Source organism: Paraphotobacterium marinum (assembly GCF_002216855.1).
Taxonomy (GTDB): domain Bacteria; phylum Pseudomonadota; class Gammaproteobacteria; order Enterobacterales; family Vibrionaceae; genus Paraphotobacterium; species Paraphotobacterium marinum.
Window position 1 is genome coordinate 853,130 of record NZ_CP022355.1, and the last position, 19,774, is coordinate 872,903.

Genomic DNA, 19,774 nt, shown 5'->3' on the forward strand with positions numbered 1-19,774 from the left:
ACTAGTAAAATAATTCTAACGAAAGTTAGAAGAGTTCTCAAAAAGCAAAACACATCAAGTGTCTTGTATTTTTAAGATCCGGCGAAACAAAGAACCTTGGTTGTTTAGACATACGTGAGACCCTTTGGGGTTGTATGGTTAAGTGACTAAGCGTACACGGTGGATGCCTTGGCAGTCAGAGGCGATGAAGGACGTACTAACTTGCGATAAGCGTAGATAAGGCAGTAAGAGCCACTTGAGTCTACGATTTCCGAATGGGGAAACCCAACTGCATAAGCAGTTATCCTAAACTGAATACATAGGTTTAGGAGGCGAACCGGGGGAACTGAAACATCTAAGTACCCCGAGGAAAAGAAATCAACCGAGATTCCGGTAGTAGCGGCGAGCGAAACCGGACCAGCCCTTAAGTTTTCATTGTGCTAGGCGAAAGTTTTGGAAAATTCTGCGGTACAGGGTGATAGCCCCGTAGCTGAAGGCGCAATGATAATGAAATCGAGTAGGACGGGACACGTGACATCTTGTCTGAATATGGGGGGACCATCCTCCAAGGCTAAATACTCCTGACTGACCGATAGTGAACCAGTACCGTGAGGGAAAGGCGAAAAGAACCCCTGTGAGGGGAGTGAAATAGAACCTGAAACCGTGTACGTACAAGCAGTGGGAGCCCCTTCGTGGGGTGACTGCGTACCTTTTGTATAATGGGTCAACGACTTAATTTTAGTAGCAAGGTTAACCGAATAGGGGAGCCGTAGGGAAACCGAGTCTTAACTGGGCGAATAGTTGCTAGGATTAGACCCGAAACCAGGTGATCTAGCCATGGGCAGGTTGAAGGTGAGGTAACACTTACTGGAGGACCGAACCGACTAATGTTGAAAAATTAGCGGATGACTTGTGGCTAGGGGTGAAAGGCCAATCAAACCTGGAGATAGCTGGTTCTCCCCGAAAGCTATTTAGGTAGCGCCTCGGACGAATACTACTGGGGGTAGAGCACTGTTAAGGCTAGGGGGTCATCCCGACTTACCAACCCTTTGCAAACTCCGAATACCAGTAAGTACTATCCGGGAGACACACGGCGGGTGCTAACGTCCGTCGTGGAGAGGGAAACAACCCAGACCGCCAGCTAAGGTCCCAAAGTTATAGCTAAGTGGGAAACGATGTGGGAAGGCTTAGACAGCCAGGATGTTGGCTTAGAAGCAGCCATCATTTAAAGAAAGCGTAATAGCTCACTGGTCGAGTCGGCCTGCGCGGAAGATTTAACGGGGCTAAGCTATACACCGAAGCTGCGGCAGCGTGCATTAGCATTGCTGGGTAGGGGAGCGTTCTGTAAGCCGTTGAAGGTGGATTGTAAAGTCTGCTGGAGGTATCAGAAGTGCGAATGTTGACATGAGTAACGATAAAGGGAGTGAAAAACTTCCTCGCCGGAAGACCAAGGGTTCCTGTCCAACGTTAATCGGGGCAGGGTAAGTCGACCCCTAAGGCGAGGCCGAAAGGCGTAGTCGATGGGAAACGGGTTAATATTCCCGTACTTTTTATAATTGCGATGGGGGGACGGAGAAGGCTAGGTAGGCCTGGCGACGGTTGTCCAGGTTCAAGAGTGTAGGCTAATGACTTAGGTAAATCCGGGTCATTGTTAGGCTGAGACTTGATGTCGAGCTGCTACGGCAGTGAAGTTATTGATGCCATACTTCCAGGAAAAGCCTCTAAGCTTCAGATTATAAGAAATCGTACCCCAAACCGACACAGGTGGTCGGGTAGAGAATACCAAGGCGCTTGAGAGAACTCGGGTGAAGGAACTAGGCAAAATGGTACCGTAACTTCGGGAGAAGGTACGCTCTTGACGGTGAAGAGACTTGCTCTTGGAGCTGTTGAGAGTCGCAGATACCAGGTGGCTGCAACTGTTTATTAAAAACACAGCACTGTGCAAAATCGAAAGATGACGTATACGGTGTGACGCCTGCCCGGTGCCGGAAGGTTAATTGATGGGGTTAGTTTTCGGACGAAGCTCTTGATCGAAGCCCCGGTAAACGGCGGCCGTAACTATAACGGTCCTAAGGTAGCGAAATTCCTTGTCGGGTAAGTTCCGACCTGCACGAATGGCGTAATGATGGCCACGCTGTCTCCACCCGAGACTCAGTGAAATTGAAATCGCAGTGAAGATGCTGTGTACCCGCGGCTAGACGGAAAGACCCCGTGAACCTTTACTACAGCTTGGCACTGAACATTGAGCCTACATGTGTAGGATAGGTGGGAGGCTTTGAAACGGTGACGCCAGTTATCGTGGAGCCAACCTTGAAATACCACCCTTGTATGTTTGATGTTCTAACTTAGCCCCATAATCTGGGGTGAGGACAGTGCCTGGTGGGTAGTTTGACTGGGGCGGTCTCCTCCCAAAGAGTAACGGAGGAGTACGAAGGTGGGCTAATCACGGTCGGACATCGTGAGGTTAGTGCAATGGCATAAGCCCGCTTGACTGCGAGAATGACGGTTCGAGCAGGTGCGAAAGCAGGTCATAGTGATCCGGTGGTTCTGAATGGAAGGGCCATCGCTCAACGGATAAAAGGTACTCCGGGGATAACAGGCTGATACCGCCCAAGAGTTCATATCGACGGCGGTGTTTGGCACCTCGATGTCGGCTCATCACATCCTGGGGCTGAAGTCGGTCCCAAGGGTATGGCTGTTCGCCATTTAAAGTGGTACGCGAGCTGGGTTTAGAACGTCGTGAGACAGTTCGGTCCCTATCTGCCGTGGGCGTTGGATGATTGAAGGGGGCTGCTCCTAGTACGAGAGGACCGGAGTGGACGAACCTCTGGTGTTCGGGTTGTTACGCCAGTAGCATTGCCCGGTAGCTAAGTTCGGAATCGATAACCGCTGAAAGCATCTAAGCGGGAAGCGAGCCCTGAGATGAGTCATCCCTGATACTATAAGTATCCTAAAGGGTTGTTGGAGACTACGACGTAGATAGGCAAGGTGTGTAAGCGTTGTGAGGCGTTGAGCTAACTTGTACTAATTGCCCGTGAGACTTAACCATACAACACCCAAGGGGTTTTGCAGGATTTTAAAGATATAAAGATCTTGATGTGTATTGCAGAGTCAGCTTTTCGAATTGTAAACAAATTTTGCTTGGCGACCATAGCATTATGGCACCACCTGATCCCATGCCGAACTCAGAAGTGAAACGTAATTGCGCCAATGGTAGTGTGGGGATTCCCCATGTGAGAGTAGGTCATCGCCAAGCTTCCCTTTTTTACGGAGCGGTAGTTCAGTTGGTTAGAATACCGGCCTGTCACGCCGGGGGTCGCGGGTTCGAGTCCCGTCCGCTCCGCCACTATTTCTTAAAAGATTTCAAAAAACATTTAATTACTTTAAGAATGTCAGTATGAATCCCCTGCATTAAAGTAGTAATTAAAAATGTTCTAATAAGCTTTGAATATTGAAAACCCTTTTTCTTCAACGACTTTAGCATTGTTTTTAAAATAGTTATTTAATAGTTCTAAATATGGAAGAAAACTATTAGCGACTATTAGCAACTGAGCATTGCCTTGAAGTTTTTCTTTTGCTTCAATAATTAGGCTTTCTGCAGATTCATAAAAAGTATTTAATCCATTGTGGAAGGGAGGGTTACTTACAATCAAATCATATTGGTTTTCAAAAACTTCGGAATATACATCACTAGGAAAAAACTCTCCAGTGAAATTATTTATCCTAAAGCTTTCTTCTGTTGATTTTAACGCTAAAGCACTTATATCAACTGCTGTTATCTTTGCATTAGGGTAAAGGCTTTTTAAAAATAAACTAATTATGCCGCAACCACAGCCAACATCTAAAATATTTGTTGCCGTCAAAAGATCAGTACTTAAATACTTTAATAAAATATTTGTTCCAATATCAATTTTACCATGTGAAAAAACTCCAGGTAAAGACTTTAGTTTAAGTTTGGTATTCTGCTTTTCAAAAGAAAAGCTCTCAAACCAATTATTTATATTAAATTGTCTATATTTTAGAGTAGAAACTGATATCGAATAATATAGTGAGCAGCGATTAGCATTATCAATTTTTTTTATATTTGATAAATAGTCTCTCCCTTTTTTAAGGCTGTTTATACCACTATTATTTTCACCGATAAAAAATATTTCCACATCTTTACTGAACTCATTTAAAATAGTTGCCATTAAATATTCAGCTTCTTTTTTTGATTTAGGCCAATAAAAAATTATCAAATCTATTTTGTTAGAAGAAGCTTTTTTGTATACATGATCAAATGTCGCTTTAATGTTTTGACCACTTAATTGTTTATATATACAAAAATTAGTTGTAAAAACTTCCAAGGCATTGATAGATTTGTTGATTTCTAGAAAGCTCAAATCTGGAATAGCGCCTACCACCAAAACATTTTTGTCTTTAAAAAGAGATAAGTTTCTTGAAATTAATTTTTGAGTTGTAGATACTTTTTGTGTTTGTTGTTTTATAACCATAATTAACAAGTCAATTTTTATCTTGATGATCTAAAAATGTTTTAAACTCAATCTTATATAGTTTAAATAACACTATCGTAATAGAAAATATAATAGGACCATATAATATGCCAATTAAGCCTAAAAGTTGGATACCTCCCATTATAGAAAAAAATATTAGAATAGTATTCATTCCTGCGTTACCACCTTTCATTAAGATAGGTCTCAAAAAATTATCAATAGATCCTACAATTAAAATTGACCAAATAGCTAAGAATAATGACCATTGCCAATCACCTAAAAATAAAAGATAGAGACTTGCTGGTATCCATACAAGTGCTGTTCCAATAAGGGGAATGAAAGATGTGAAAGCCATAACAGTTCCCCAGAAAAAACCAGGAAAACCAACAATATACATAGCGACCCCACCAAAAAAACCTTGCGCTAGAGCTGTTAGAAAAGAACCTAATATTGCTGACTTTGATACTTTAGTAATTTCATTTAATAACTCATCCTCTTGACTTCTTGTAAGGGGTATTAAGTGACGAAGAGTATCAATAACTTTATTGTTATCTCTCAACATAAAAAATAAAACAAATAACATTAAGAAAAAATTAATAAAAAAACTGGTTGCATCACTTAATATTTTTGCACTGAAGTTTAGTAGCATACTTCCTAGCTGAGATGCAACTTCAGTAATTTTATGAATTATAGTTTGTATGTTAATGTTCAAAAAGGGTACACTGTGATTGATGTAATCAATTATTTTTTGTGCATAAGGATGATTTAACAAGCTTTTAGGACCGCCACTTGAAAGCCATTTATAAGAGCTATCTGTGAAAGCACTGCCTTGATTAACTACAGCCATGAAAATAAATAAAAAAGGTATTACTAAAATAAATGTTATTATTGAACAGGTAATTACTGCACTAATATTAGGCTTATTTTTAAACAGCTTGTTTATTTTTTGATGAAGAGGAAAACATAATAACGATAAAATAAAAGCAAAAATAATTGCATTTATATAAGGTAAGACCAAATAATAGCAAGCGGTTATACTTATCAATAAAAGTATGATTAAAACCCAGTGTTTTGTTTCCATTTGGAATTTTTTTTGTTTATTCATTTATATAACTTTAGCTATTTCTTTAAAAGCAGTTTCTGATGCATTAATAGTTTGTTCAATTAAATCTTGAGTATGAGCTAATGAAATAAAACCAGCCTCAAAGGAAGAAGGCGCAAGATAGATACCTTGATCTAACATCTCATTAAAAAACTTCAAAAAATGTTCTTGATTACATTGATTAACATCTTTAAATGTAGAAATAGATTCTTGATTTGTAAAAAATAAACCAAACATACCACCGATTTGAGATGTTTTAAAAGGCACCTTATAATCATTTGCTACTGTTAGTAATCCTGATGTCAAAGATTTTGATTTATGATCTAAGTCCTTAAAATTTTTTTCATTCATTAATGTTTGTAAGCAAGCTGTTCCCGCAGCCATTGCTATAGGATTACCAGACAAAGTTCCCGCTTGATAAACAGGACCATTAGGGGCTAACATATCCATGATTTCACTTTTGCCACCAAAAGCTGCGGCAGGTAAACCACCTCCGATAATTTTTCCTAAACAAGTTAAGTCTGGTTGAACATCATAATATCCTTGTGCACTTTTATAATTAACTCTAAACCCAGTCATTACTTCATCAAAAATCAAGATAATCTTATTAAGATTACATAATTCTCTGATTTTCTTGAGGAAATTATCTTTTGGTAAAATACAGTTCATATTTCCAGCAACTGGCTCAATAATTAGGGCAGCAATTTCATTCTCATTATTTTTTATAGCTTGTTCTACAGATTTAATGTCATTAAATTGACACACTAACGTATCTTTAGTTGTATCATCTGGGATGCCGGCAGAGCTTGGTTTTCCAAAAGTTAAAGCACCCGAACCAGCCTTAACCAAAAGACTATCTACATGGCCATGATAACAGCCTTCAAATTTAATAATTTTGCTCTTGCCTGTATATCCTCGAGCTAAACGAATAGCGCTCATAGTGGCTTCAGTACCTGAGTTAACCATTCGAACCTTATCAATCGAAGATATATGTTTTTTGATTAATTCAGCCATTGTTATTTCTGGCTTAGTGGGGGCACCAAAACTTAAACCCTTATTTGTTGCGTTGATAACTGCCTCTTGTATTTTGGGATGGTTATGACCCAAAATCATAGGTCCCCAGGAACCAACATAATCTATATACTCATTGCCATCGATGTCGAATACATAAGCACCTTTAGCGGAATCAATGAAAAGTGGATTTCTTTTTACGCTACTAAATGAACGAACAGGTGAATTTACACCACCAGGTATGGATAATTTTGCTTGTTGAAAGCACTTTTCTGAATTGTTCATGTTGTTAAAATTCCTATAATAAAATTGAAAATTAAACTATGAAGATCTGCATCTTTTTGTTAAGATCATGCTAATTATTTTAGCTTGCAACTTCCAAAGTTGTATGTATCTCGATTAGGTTTATATGCCACAATGATAACAGATGAATCAAATGAATTAAATAACAATAATAGAAATCAACCTAGTAGACTTGTAAGGAGGTTTTTTTCGGTTAGGAAAATTCCATTGTCTACACTTTTGTTATCATGTTTAACAGGTCTGCTTACTGGATTTGCAGCAACTGCATTTCAGTTAATAATAGGTTGGTTAACTCAATATAGAGTAAATTCATTTGATGTGAGCGTCCAAAACTTTTTTCTTATCAGTGTATTATCCTTTTTGATAAGCTTTGTTTTGGCTTATTTTAGCTATTGGTTAGTTTTCAAGTTCGCACCTGAAGCATCAGGATCAGGTATCCCTGAAATAGAAGGAGCTCTTGATGATATAAGGCCTGTGAGGTGGTGGCGTGTATTGCCAGTTAAATTTTTAGGTGGTATAGCTGCATTGGGTTCTGGGATGGTCTTAGGTAGAGAAGGTCCCACAGTTCAAATTGGTGGAAATATTGGTTGTATGCTCTTTGACTTATTTCGATTAAAAGATAAAGATGTAAGACATGCCTTAATAGCATCAGGCTCAGCTGGCGGACTAGCTGCTGCTTTTAATGCGCCCCTAGCAGGTATTATGTTTGTAATTGAAGAAATGAGGCCTCAATTCAGATATAGTTTTATTTCTATTAAAGGAGTAACAATATCTGTAGTCGTTGCGGTTATAGTTTTAAATTATTTTAGAGGACCTTCTGCGGAAATTATCATTCCTGATAATATAACACCACCCGTTCAGTCTTTGTGGCTTTTTTTATTGTTAGGTTGTTTGTTTGGTGTTTTTGGCGTTTTTTTTAATAAACTTGTAACATTATTTCAAAATGTTTTTTCAAGTATTCAAAATAAATATCCTAAATATTATATGTACATTGTATCTACAATGGGGGGATGTTTTGGAATTTTTCTTTTTTATTTTCCTGAAATAACAAGAGGGGGTATTGAAATTATCCCAAGTTTAACTTCTGGAATTCATGGAATAGCATTTTTGTTTATTTTATTCGCCTTGAGACTTATTGTAACTCTTTTATGCTTCGGCTCAGGAGCACCTGGAGGCATTTTTGCACCAATGTTAGCTTTAGGAACTTTATTTGGCATGTGTTTTGGTATTGTTGCCGTTTATTTATTTCCCACATTCAATTTGTCTCCTAGTGTTTTTGCAATAGCTGGGATGGGAGCTCTTTTTGCCGCAACAGTTAGAGCGCCAATGACGGGAGTTCTTCTAGTCATTGAGCTCACGCACCATTACAATATAATTCTACCTCTCATCATCACTACTTTGGGTGCGACAATGTTAGCACAAGCGTTGGGTGGTAAACCTATTTACTCGATGTTACTCAAAAGAAAAATTGAGCAAGAAAAAGAGAGACAATCAAGTACTTAAGCTTAAGGCTTGAATATCACCTTAGATTATTGGATAATTACATAATTAATTCTTTTATTAATGTGAGGTAGCTATGTCTTCAAGTGAATTACCTATTAACTTTTCTGACAAAGCCGCTAGTAGAGTAAAAGTACTCATCGAAGAAGAAGAAAATAACAATCTAATGTTGAGAGTTTTTATAACTGGTGGTGGCTGTAGTGGGTTTCAATATGGCTTTACTTTTGATGAATCCGAAAATGAGGGTGATATTAAAATACTGAACAATGGAGTAACTCTTATTATTGACCCGATGAGTTTACAATATTTAGTGGGTGGAACAGTAGATTATACTGAGGGTCTTGAAGGCTCTAGATTTTTTGTTGATAATCCCAACGCAACAACAACATGTGGCTGTGGTGCTTCTTTTAGTATTTAAAATTGGTAAACTTGATGAATGATAATGATATAAGTGTAAAGTTAAAAGAAATTAAAAAAGGCATTGAAGAACTTTTGCCTGAAGTTGAATTAATTAACAAGTTAAAGCAGAAAAAAAAATTAGTCGTAAAACTAGGTGCAGATCCAACGGCACCTGATCTTCATTTGGGTCATACAGTTGTCTTGAATAAATTGAAGTTATTACAGGATTTTGGATATACTGTTAAATTTTTAATTGGTGATTTCACTGCAATGGTTGGAGATCCAACTGGAAAAAATGTTACAAGACCACCGTTAACCAGAGAACAAGTGTTGGAAAATGCCAAGACTTATGAAAAGCAAATTTTTAAAATTCTTGATCCTTCAAAAACAGATGTAGTATTTAACTCTGAGTGGCTTACAGCTTTAGGTGCAGAGGGAATGTTAAGATTATCCTCAAGTCAAACTGTAGCTCGCATGTTAGAGCGTGATGACTTTAAAAAGAGATACCAAGAAGGAACGGCAATAAGTATTCATGAATTTTTATATCCATTACTTCAAGGTTATGACTCTGTAGCACTTGAAGCAGATATTGAAATTGGTGGAACTGATCAAAAATTTAATTTACTAATGGGGCGTGAGCTCCAAAAGCACAACTCTAAGGAACCTCAAGTTATTCTGACCATGCCATTATTGATTGGTTTAGATGGCGTTAAAAAAATGTCTAAATCTGCCAATAACTATATTGGAATTGACGAATCACCTAACGATATGTTTGGTAAGTTGATGTCTATATCAGATGAGTTAATGTGGCAATATTTTGATCTTTTATCATTTAAATCTACAGAAGAAATTTCTAAGTTACGTAGTGCCGTTATAGCAGGGAAAAATCCAAAAGATGTCAAAGTTCTTTTAGCTAAGGAGATTATAGCTAGATTTCACTCAGAAGAGGAAGCTGATAAAGCTGAACTTAACTTTATTGATCAATTTAAAAAAGGAAAAATTCCTGATGACATTCAAGAGTTTAAATTAAATTTGAACTTAACTATGCCGCAAATTTTAAAGTTATCAAATTTGTGTCAGTCTACATCAGAAGCAATGCGAATGATTAAGCAGGGAGCTCTGAAAATTGATGGAGAAAAGATTGCCTCAACAACAGCTTCATTAGAGAAAGGAGAGTATGTTATACAAGTTGGTAAACGAAAATTTGCAAAAGTTTTCTTAAGCTAAACTAGATTCTTGTACTTTTTTACAGATATATTTTATTTGGGTTAATATTCTAAATGTTGGCCTAGATAAAATATTACTGTTAACTTTAATTATATTTTTATTTTTTATTGCAGGTATATCTTTCCAATTACTCCAATAGGACAAGATATCTTCTTTGGATTGCACAGAAAAAATAATATTTGGCTTTTTTTGAATAACCAACTCTTTATTGACCACAGGATAACTATCTTTTACTTCATTAATAATATTTGTGCCACCACAAAAAGAAAATATAGCATTTGGCCAGCTTTTTCCACTAGATGTTATCAAGTTTGTTGAAGACATTTGATAAAAGTATCTAAAATGATGTAGGGTAGGATATTTACTCCTAATTTTCTGTAGCTTTTCTTGGAACGATTCTATATTTTTATAAGCAACTCTTTTGTTTTTGACGTAATGACTGAGTTCTTTTACAGTATCAATTATATCATTAATATTCTTAGGATCTGAATATAAAATTTTTATACCAAATTTTTTAAGTTGCTCAATTTGTTTAGGGGAATTACCTCCACTCCAAGCAAGAATTAAGTCAGGTTTTAGTCTTAAGACTTTCTCGATATTTATTCCATTGTAGTTTGCTACAACAGGAATGAAGCTGGCTTGTTTTGGATAATCACTATAGCTACTAACACCAACTAAGTTTTGTCCCATTCCAGCAGAGTAAGCTAGCTCAGTTAAATGTGGTGATAAACTAATAACACGCTTTGCGACAAAGAAACTTTCTCCATAACAATTTAAACAAATTATTATAGAGAAAGAAATAATAATACGTATCATAAGTTTTCAAGAAGCATTAATATGATTTTAGATGAATTTTTTGATGCTATTGGAAGAAATTCTTCAAATGTCATTGACGAGTCATTATTTGCACCATCAGATATTGCCCTTAAGACCACAAATGGAACATCAAACATAAAACAAGTTTGAGCAATTGCAGCAGCCTCCATATCAACTGCTATAGCCTCTGGAAAATCTTTCTTAATTTTTAAAGTTGCATGTTCAGATGCTACAAAGGAGTCACCACTGCAAAGCAAGCCAAAGTGGTAATTTTGATTTTCTTGCGCCAAAACAGATTTTAGTTGATCGATTAAGTTTTTATCTGCGCTATAGTGAATGGGTAATTGAGCACATTGCCCTTTAGCATACCCAAACGCTGTTAAATCAACATCGTGATGGGTTACATTTGTTGAAACAACAACATCGCCAATACAGAAATGATCTTTTAAGCTTCCAGCTGAGCCTGTATTGATAATAAAATCAGGCTTAAAATTTTCAATAAGAATAGTAGTACCAATTGTTGCTGCAACTTTGCCTATTCCCGATTGAGTTAATGTAACTTTATGACTTAAGATAGTCCCGGTGAAAAACTTACACCCACCAATTTTGGTTTCTTTGAGGTTCTTGATATTATTTTTAATAATCTCTACTTCTTGAGGCATTGCGCCAATTATTCCAATATTTTCATTGATATCTCTTTTTAATTACTTTTGAGGTATTTAATAATATTCTTGCCAGAAAGTCTACCATCGCTTATTGCCGTTACAACTAAATCAGAACCTCTTACCATATCTCCTCCAGCAAATACTTTACTATTTGTAGTTTGAGATTCTCTGAGATGTTGTTTTGAAACTTTTATAGTACCGTTATTTTCTAGTTCAATGTTATGGTTTATTAACCACTCTAAATTATGAGGTCTAAAACCAAAAGCGACAATTATAACATCAGCATGAAGTTCAATTATCTCGTCTGTTTTAGTGATAAATTCTTTTTTGATTTCATCATAATAAGTTTTGTGAAATTGAACGCCATGAGCAGTTTCACCATCACTTAAAAACTCTATAGGTTGTAAGTTAAATTTAAAATCAACACCTTCCTCAATAGCATTTTGAACTTCTTGTTTCGATCCTGGCATTGTCTCCCTGTCTTTTCTGTAGATGCACTTTACTGAGTTTGCACCTAAACGAATAGAGGTTCTTACACAATCCATAGCTGTATCGCCACCACCTAAAACAATAACATTTTTGTTTTTAATTTGGCTCAAGTCGTAATCTTGCTTTTCTAAACCAATATTTTTATAACCTTGAGTTACTAAAAAAGGTAGGGCATTAGTGACATTTTGTAATTTAGGATCATGAAATTGAGGTATTAAGCTTTTATATGTCCCTACCGATAAAAAAATAGCATCATATTCATCTAATAGTTGCGAAAATTGTAAGTCTTTACCTATTTCAGTATTAAGATGAAAATTAACTCCCATTTCCTCAAAAATAGTTCTTCTATTTTTAATAATGTTTTTATCCAGTTTAAATGCTGGTATTCCGAATGTTAATAAGCCGCCTATTTCAGGATATCGATCAAAGACATGGACATCCACCCCATTTCTAGAAAGGATATCGGCACATGAAAGTCCTGCAGGACCAGCGCCAACAACAGCTACTTTTTTACCCATCTTATTTACTTTTGATAAGTCAGGTTTCCAGCCAAGTTTAAATGCAGTGTCAACGATATATTTTTCAATTGTTCCGATTGTTACTGCACCGAAATCATCATTTAATGTACAAACACTTTCACATAGCCTATCCTGCGGGCAAACTCGACCACAAACTTCAGGCAAAGAATTTGTTTGATGAGCAAGCTCAGCAGCTTCTATAATCCTTCCTTCATTAGCTAATTTTAACCATTGCGGAATATAGTTATGAACAGGACATTTCCATTGACAATATGGATTACCACAGTCTAGACATCTGTCTGCTTGTGATTTCGCTTGTTTGTCAGAAACATCCTCATAAATTTCAACAAATTGTTTTTTTCGCTTATTTATATTTTTTTTAGTTGGTTCTATTCTTTTAACATCAATAAACTGATAAATATTCTGATCCATAATTTTTTCTCCTCTAGATTATTGTGCTTGAAAGTGAATTTCGTTTTTGGAACGACTTTCATGACCTAAAAGTGTATTTATATCTGCAAGTTTAGGTTTTACAAGGAGCATATCAGATACAAATTTATCAAAATTATTCAAAATATCATTAGCAAATGTGGATTGAGTTTTTTCTACATGTGTAAAAATCAAGCCTCTAAGATGCTCTCTATGGATATTTAACCCGTCTAATTCGATTAACTCTATAAATTCATCATTTACTATATTAAGCCCATGTTTAATTTTTGGAATATACGCAAACCCCCCAGTCATTCCAGCACCAAAGTTTATCCCTACTTTTCCAAGGATAACAACAATGCCTCCAGTCATATATTCACAAGCATTATCCCCCACGCCCTCTATAACAGCTAGCGCACCAGAATTACGAACAGCAAAACGTTCTCCTGCCATGCCTGATGCAAATAATTGTCCACCGGTTGCTCCATATAAGCAAGTATTACCCATTATTGGTGTTTCATTAGTTTTAAAACTCGACCCCATAGGAGGTTTAATTATAATTGTTCCACCATTCATTCCCTTCCCAACATAATCATTAGCATCGCCAGTTAAATTCATATTCATACCATTTGAGTTCCAACAGGCAAATGATTGTCCAGCAGTTCCAGTAAAGTTAATGTTTACATGCTTTTTTATTAATCCTTCGGCACCAAATTTTTTTGAAATAAAACCAGATAAAGATGCACCAACTGAACGATCTGTATTTCTAATATTAAAATTAAATTGACTTGAAAATGAATTATCTAAATTATTAATAAAAGCATCCAAGATTTTTTTATTTAAAATACCTTCATCTATTGGGTTATTTTTAGTTGTTTGATAAAGTAGATTACTCTTCTCTCTATAAAGAATAGAATTTAGATTTAAATTATTATGTTTTTGGTTTAATCCTTCAATTACCTTGAGATATTCTGTTTTACCAATAATTTCATTTAATTGAGTAACGCCTAAATTTGCTAATATTTGACGAACTTCTTCAGATATATGAGTGAAAAAATTTATCACTTGATTTGGGAGACCTTTAAAAAAATTATCTCTTAATACTTTATCTTGAGTTGCGACACCTGTAGCACAATTGTTTAAGTGACATATACGAAGATATTTACAACCTAGGGCTACCATAGGAGCAGTCCCAAAACCAAAACTTTCAGCACCTAGAATGGCAGCTTTGATGACATCTAGACCAGTTTTTAGTCCACCATCAACTTGTAATCTAATTTTATGTCTAAGTTTATTTTTAACAAGAACTTGTTGTGTTTCAGCCAAACCAAGCTCCCATGGGCTTCCAGCATGTTTAACAGATGATAGCGGGCTCGCACCAGTACCTCCATCATAACCCGATATCGTTATCATATCTGCATTAGCTTTAACTACACCTGCAGCAATTGTTCCTACACCAGGTTCAGAAACAAGTTTAACTGAAATTAATGCAGATGGATTTAATTGCTTTAAATCAAAAATTAATTGAGCAAGGTCCTCTATAGAGTAGATATCATGATGTGGCGGAGGAGATATTAAAGTGACACCAACAGTAGAAAATCTGAGCTTTGCAATTTCAGGAGTTACTTTGTGTCCTGGTAATTGACCTCCTTCTCCTGGCTTTGCACCTTGCGCAACTTTGATTTGGATCACCTCAGCATTCATTAAGTAATGAGGAGTGACACCAAATCTACCTGATGCAACTTGTTTTATTTTTGAATTTTTGATTGTATTAAATCGTTTGGAGTCTTCTCCACCTTCGCCTGAATTTGAATTTCCGCCAATTGTATTCATTGCTATTGCCAGGGCTTCATGAGCCTCGGGACTCAGTGCTCCAATTGACATGGCTGCAGTATCAAAACGTTCTAATATATTTTGTTTTGGTTCAACCTTAGTCAACTCAATGGGTTGCCTCTTTGTTGAAAGTTCAAGTAAGTTGCGAAGACTTGAGATATTATTTTCATTTATTTGCTTTGCATATTGAATATAATCTTTATCCTGATTGGATTTAGTATATTTGTGAAGAAGTGAAATAACATCGGGATTATATGCGTGAAACTCACCGTCAAAAGTATATTTTAATTGCCCACCACGACTGACAGGCTCTAGTTCATCCCAAGCACTCTGACTTAAAACTGAGAGATCTTCATTAAACTCACTGAAATTGGCACCTGAAATTCTGCTATCTACTCCCTCAAAACACAAAGAGATTACATCATCATGAATACCAATTGCTTCAAAAAGTTGTGAGCATCTGTATGATGAAATTGTTGAAATACCCATTTTGGACATTATTTTAAGTAAACCCTTGTTGATAGCATTTCTATAATTTATCATCACATCTTTATAACCAAGTTTGATGACCTCTGAATCGATGAGTTCAGCAAGTATTTCATATGAAAGATATGGGTAAATCGCTGTAGCACCAAAACCTAGCAGAACAGAAAATTGATGAGGGTCTCTAGCTGAGGCAGTTTCAACGATGATATTTGTATCACATCTTAAGTTTTCCTTAACAAGTGTTTTATGAACTGCACCCACAGCCATTGCTGCAGGAATTGTGTTAAAATTTTTATGTAAATTTTTATCTGAAATTATAATTAAAACTGCATTGTTCTTCACTTGTTCTATTACTTTCTCAGTTAGTTCACAGATTGCCATCTTAAGACTTTGTTGAGCTGGGTTGTATTGGAGACTGACTTTAGAGCTTTTATAGTGTAATTGATCAAGACCCAATAGCTGTCTCATATCAGAATATAACAAAACTGGCGTTTTAAAAGAGACTCTAAAGGCATGCCCATCTGTTTCAGAAAAAACATTCATCTCTTTGCCAATATTAGTGGAGAGACTCATGACATGTTTTTCTCTGAGTGGGTCAATAGGTGGGTTTGTAACTTGTGCAAATTTTTGTCTGAAGTAATCGGTAATTGGTCTTATTTTTGAAGAAAGAACCGCCATTGGAGTATCATCACCCATGGATGATGTCACTTCTTGCCCATTTTCCCCCATGATTCTAATTACATTTTCAATTTCTTCTAGTGAAACATTAAAATTTTTCTTGTATACAAGAAGATCATCCGATGTTTTCTCTCTCCGACCACTCAAGTTATGATCGAGTTCCTCAAATGGAATAAGTTTATGAACACATTGATCCATCCACTCTTTATATGGGTGTCTTTTTTTTAACTCTTCATCAATTTCATTTGACAACCAAATCTTTTTTTTATGGGTATCAATGACCAAAAGTTCGCCAGGTCCGATTCTGCCTTTTTTCAAAACCTCATCTGGTTCATAGTCCCAAATCCCAACTTCAGATGCAATGGTAACCAAATTATCTTTTGTTATGACATAACGGGCTGGTCTAAGTCCATTTCTGTCTAGATTACAAGCCGCATACCTTCCATCTGACATGACTATACCAGCAGGACCATCCCAAGGCTCCATATGCATTGAGTTAAAATCATAAAATGCTCTTAAATTTTCATCCATAAGGTTATTGTTTTGCCAAGCTGGTGGAATTAGCATACGCATTGCTCTAAATAAATCCATACCACCAGATAAGAAAACCTCTAACATATTATCTAGTGCTGAAGAGTCTGAACCTTCTTGGTTGACGAATGGCTTAGCTGATTGGAGGTCTGGTAAGATTGGAGAGTGAAGCTTGTAAGCTCTGGCTTTTTCCCAGTTTCTGTTACCAGTAATTGTATTTATTTCGCCATTGTGAGCTAAATATCGAAATGGTTGCGCTAATGGCCACTTAGGTTGAGTATTAGTTGAAAACCTCTGATGAAAAAGACAAATAGATGTTTCAAGTCTTATATCTGATAAGTCAGCATAAAATCTAGGTAAGTCTTCAGGCAAGCAAAGACCTTTATAAACAACTATATTAGATGAAAGGCTACAAATATAAAATAATTTGTCATGAGATAGTCTATTTTCGATTCTTTTACGAGCAATAAATAATCTTCTATTTAAGTCATCATTAGACCAACCAGCCGGTGCATTTATAAAGGCTTGCTCTATTGTTGGAAGTTCTGCTAGAGCTATTTCGCCTAGAACTTTTTCATTCGTGGGTACTGTTCGCCAACCTTGAATAAATAGAGTCTCTTTTTCAAGTTCTTCTGCGATGCAAAGTTTTGCTTCTTTTGTTAATTTCACATCGGTATTAAAAAAGAACATACCAATTGCATATTCTTTTGAAAGAATCCAATTGTTTTCTTGAGCAACCTCATCAAAGAATCTTTTAGGTTTTTGAATTAATAAACCACAGCCATCTCCAGTTTTGTTATCTGATGCAATACCACCTCTATGTGTCATCCTATCTAAGGCCTGTATTGCAGTCCTAATAATTTTATGACTTTGAATACCATCTACTTGAGCCATTAAACCAAAACCACAGTTATCTTTTTCATGTTTATTATTATAAAGAGTCATTTCTTCTGCCTGTTGTGTTCTTGAATTAATCTCAAAATTTTATCCATTTATTTTTTGATATTAATTGTTTTATGTTATTTTCTTATGAATTGAACAAAAAATTAAATTCATCTAACCATATTATATTTAAATGATATTTTAATCAAATATATATAAATTTATAAATTAACATATTAATTTATATTGTTTTTTAAATTAAAACTTCCTTGAAGCGACTATAAATGCAATGTAAATGAATTTTTACTCATTATTTTGATGGGTTTTAAGAAAGGGACTAAAATGAAAAAAAAATTGATATGATAAACTTTGTCATTAATAAAATATATAAATCAAACATCTTAATTTCTAGTCTAATTATATGCTTTTTGATTGTTTTCATATCAAATGTGGTAAAGTTAGGTATCTATATTTTATTTAACGAAAAAATTGAATATATACTTTTTTTGTACTCCTTTATTTTGAGTGTGGTTTTAACATTTATACTCGTTCTAATATTTAATTCCATAATAAAAAAATTAAATTATGCTGTTCAAAAAACTAAACGGATTCAAAAAAAACTTGAATTTAAGAATTTTTTATTAAGAACAATTCTAAATACTTCACCTGATTTGATTTATTTTAGAGATGAACAAAGTAAATTTTTAGGTTGTAACTATGAGATGGAGCTTTTAACTGGAAAAAAAGAAAAGGATTTGAAAGGGTTAAGTCCAATTGATGTTTATGATAAGGATATAGCCGATGAAGTCTTAAAAACTGATCGTGAGGTTTTAATTACAAATAGAGAACTTATATATGAACAATGGCTTACTTATGCTGATGGGCATAAAGAGTGTGTTGAGTTTAGAAAGCTTCCTTTGTTTAATAGGAATGGTTTAAGAGTAGGTTTAGTTGGGTATGGTAGAAAAATTACGGAAAGAAAAAATTATTTATTACAGAAGAAAAGGTTCATCTCATCAATCAGTCATGAAATAAAAACACCGTTGAATGGTATTTTAGGCTGTGTTCAAATGTTAAAAAAATTAACTTTAGATAAGGAGCAATCTAGACTTTTAAAAGTTATTGATGGAAGTGCATCTAGTATCGATTGTTTGTTTCAAGATTTAATTAATATTGAATACTCGAATAGTTTAGAGGTTAAATTAAAACCCATACCAACAAACATTCATGAATTAATAATTGAATCTGTTGATTTAATCAAAGAATTTAACCACAATAAACAAACAAATATTACATTATCTGGCATGGATAAAATTCCAAGTAAAGTTGTTGTTGATGAGGTTAGATTTAAACAGATAATATTAAATTTATTGGAAAATGCAGTCAAATATTCAGATAATGGTAAAGTTAACATTTTCATAAGTTTACGAAAAACTTATAAAAAAGAAATTAACATCCAATTTGAAATTAGGGATGAGGGATTTGGTATTTCAGAAAAAGATATCTCTAAAATATTTGATATGTATTACCGGTCTAAAAACCATCTCACTAATAGTAAAGAAGGAAAAGGTATTGGATTATCAGTTTGCAAAGAAATAATTGAACTAATGGGTGGTAATATTAGTGTTAGTAGTGAGGAGGGAAGGGGAAGTATTTTTAAGTTTAATATTATTGTTGATAAAGTTGATGATTCATCTTTTGAGGGACTTGCATCATTTCATAAAGTATTATTAGTTGAAGATGTTGAGTTGAATGTCGAGGTAATGGCTAATGCAATGATGGAAAAGGGACATAAAGTCTTCATTTGTACTAATAAAAAAGAGTTTGATGAAATCACAAATATTGATAGTTTTGATTTTTTCTTAATAGATAACCAATTACCAGATATTTTGGGTGAAGATCTGGCAATTTTAATTGAAGAAAAATTATGTAAGACTGTACCCTTAATCTGCCTGACTGCAGATGTGGGATTAAATAAATTAAATTCGAAAAAATTAATATTCCATGAAGTTCTATATAAACCTTTAAATCCAAGGCTATTAGATCAAACTTTTTCTTTTTTTTCGAAACTAGAAAAGAATATTCATAATAGACAAAAGGGTTTGCTAAATTATGAATTAATAGAATCATATGTATCTATTGTTCCTAAAGAAAAGTTTGTGCAGAGTATTAACTTATTTAAGACAACCATAATAAGATATATTGATACACTGAATCATGAATTTGAGAAAAGTAATACAGATGCCATTATTTCAATAGGACATAAGATGAAAAGTGCCTGTGGTTCAATAGGATTAAGTCAGTTAGAAAACTATGCTAGAAAAATTGAATTAGAACAAAAAGAAGATGACTTTTTAAAACTCAAAGAGCTCTTAACATATAATCTTTTTGCACTTTCTATATTTTTAGATAGGTTATAATTGTTAAAATAAT

At 34.9% G+C, this 19,774-nt stretch carries 11 protein-coding genes, 1 tRNA gene and 2 rRNA genes; 7 read left to right on the forward strand and 7 right to left on the reverse strand.

Annotated elements, in window-relative coordinates; genetic code table 11:
- Positions 1-136: 136 nt before the first annotated feature.
- From CF386_RS04530 to CF386_RS04540, 3 genes are all read left to right on the forward strand, one after another.
- A 23S ribosomal RNA gene (locus CF386_RS04530) occupies positions 137-3,028 on the forward strand.
- Positions 3,029-3,119: 91 nt separating this feature from the next.
- Positions 3,120-3,235 (forward strand): 5S ribosomal RNA (gene rrf, locus CF386_RS04535).
- A gap of 13 nt (positions 3,236-3,248) precedes the next feature.
- Positions 3,249-3,325 (forward strand) — tRNA-Asp (locus tag CF386_RS04540).
- A gap of 88 nt (positions 3,326-3,413) precedes the next feature.
- On the opposite strand, the gene CF386_RS04545 is transcribed toward CF386_RS04540, so the two are convergent.
- From CF386_RS04545 to hemL, 3 genes are read right to left on the reverse strand one after another with little or no spacing between them, the layout of a single operon-like run.
- Entirely contained in the window at positions 3,414-4,472 is a 1,059-nt protein-coding gene (locus CF386_RS04545; protein WP_089073236.1) for a methyltransferase, read from the reverse strand.
- A 10-nt stretch (positions 4,473-4,482) separates the two neighbouring features.
- The gene (locus CF386_RS04550) at positions 4,483-5,577 is read right to left on the reverse strand and encodes an AI-2E family transporter (protein ID WP_089073237.1); all 1,095 of its coding nucleotides are present in this window, start codon (positions 5,575-5,577) and stop codon (positions 4,483-4,485) included.
- A complete protein-coding gene (gene hemL / locus CF386_RS04555; protein ID WP_089073238.1) occupies positions 5,578-6,870 on the reverse strand; it encodes a glutamate-1-semialdehyde 2,1-aminomutase in 1,293 nt (430 codons plus the stop codon).
- A 132-nt stretch (positions 6,871-7,002) separates the two neighbouring features.
- Here hemL and clcA point away from each other — a divergent pair, with 132 nt between their 5' ends.
- The 3 genes from clcA (at position 7,003) to tyrS (ending at position 10,014) form a co-directional block, all read left to right on the forward strand.
- On the forward strand, positions 7,003-8,391 hold the full coding sequence (clcA, locus tag CF386_RS04560) for a H(+)/Cl(-) exchange transporter ClcA (RefSeq protein WP_089073239.1): 1,389 nt from the start codon (positions 7,003-7,005) through the stop codon (positions 8,389-8,391).
- 73 nt (positions 8,392-8,464) lie between these two features.
- Positions 8,465-8,806, forward strand: coding sequence for an iron-sulfur cluster insertion protein ErpA (erpA, locus tag CF386_RS04565; protein WP_089073240.1), 342 nt, complete (start codon positions 8,465-8,467; stop codon positions 8,804-8,806).
- A gap of 14 nt (positions 8,807-8,820) precedes the next feature.
- A complete protein-coding gene (gene tyrS / locus CF386_RS04570) occupies positions 8,821-10,014 on the forward strand; it encodes a tyrosine--tRNA ligase (RefSeq protein WP_089073241.1) in 1,194 nt (397 codons plus the stop codon).
- Here tyrS and CF386_RS04575 read toward each other — a convergent pair.
- Genes CF386_RS04575 through gltB form a run of 4 tightly spaced genes read right to left on the reverse strand, consistent with a single transcriptional unit; the run spans position 10,006 to position 17,404 of the window.
- Positions 10,006-10,830 carry a helical backbone metal receptor gene (locus CF386_RS04575; RefSeq protein WP_089073242.1) on the reverse strand — a complete coding sequence of 275 codons (825 nt, stop codon included), beginning with the start codon at positions 10,828-10,830 and terminating at the stop codon, positions 10,006-10,008. The genes tyrS and CF386_RS04575 overlap by 9 nt on opposite strands.
- Positions 10,827-11,510 carry a 5'-methylthioadenosine/adenosylhomocysteine nucleosidase gene (locus CF386_RS04580; RefSeq protein ID WP_264080482.1) on the reverse strand — a complete coding sequence of 228 codons (684 nt, stop codon included), beginning with the start codon at positions 11,508-11,510 and terminating at the stop codon, positions 10,827-10,829. The genes CF386_RS04575 and CF386_RS04580 overlap by 4 nt, the downstream gene beginning before the upstream one ends.
- A 20-nt stretch (positions 11,511-11,530) precedes the next feature.
- Positions 11,531-12,934, reverse strand: a complete 1,404-nt coding sequence (locus tag CF386_RS04585; protein ID WP_089073244.1) for an FAD-dependent oxidoreductase — start codon at positions 12,932-12,934, stop codon at positions 11,531-11,533.
- An 18-nt stretch (positions 12,935-12,952) separates the two neighbouring features.
- Positions 12,953-17,404 (reverse strand): glutamate synthase large subunit, encoded by a 4,452-nt coding sequence (gltB, locus tag CF386_RS04590; protein ID WP_089073245.1) that lies wholly within the window; start codon positions 17,402-17,404, stop codon positions 12,953-12,955.
- Between the two features lie 296 nt (positions 17,405-17,700).
- Between gltB and CF386_RS04595 the strand changes: the two genes are divergently transcribed.
- Positions 17,701-19,761 (forward strand): ATP-binding protein, encoded by a 2,061-nt coding sequence (locus CF386_RS04595; protein ID WP_089073246.1) that lies wholly within the window; start codon positions 17,701-17,703, stop codon positions 19,759-19,761.
- The last annotated feature ends 13 nt before the right edge of the window (positions 19,762-19,774 follow it).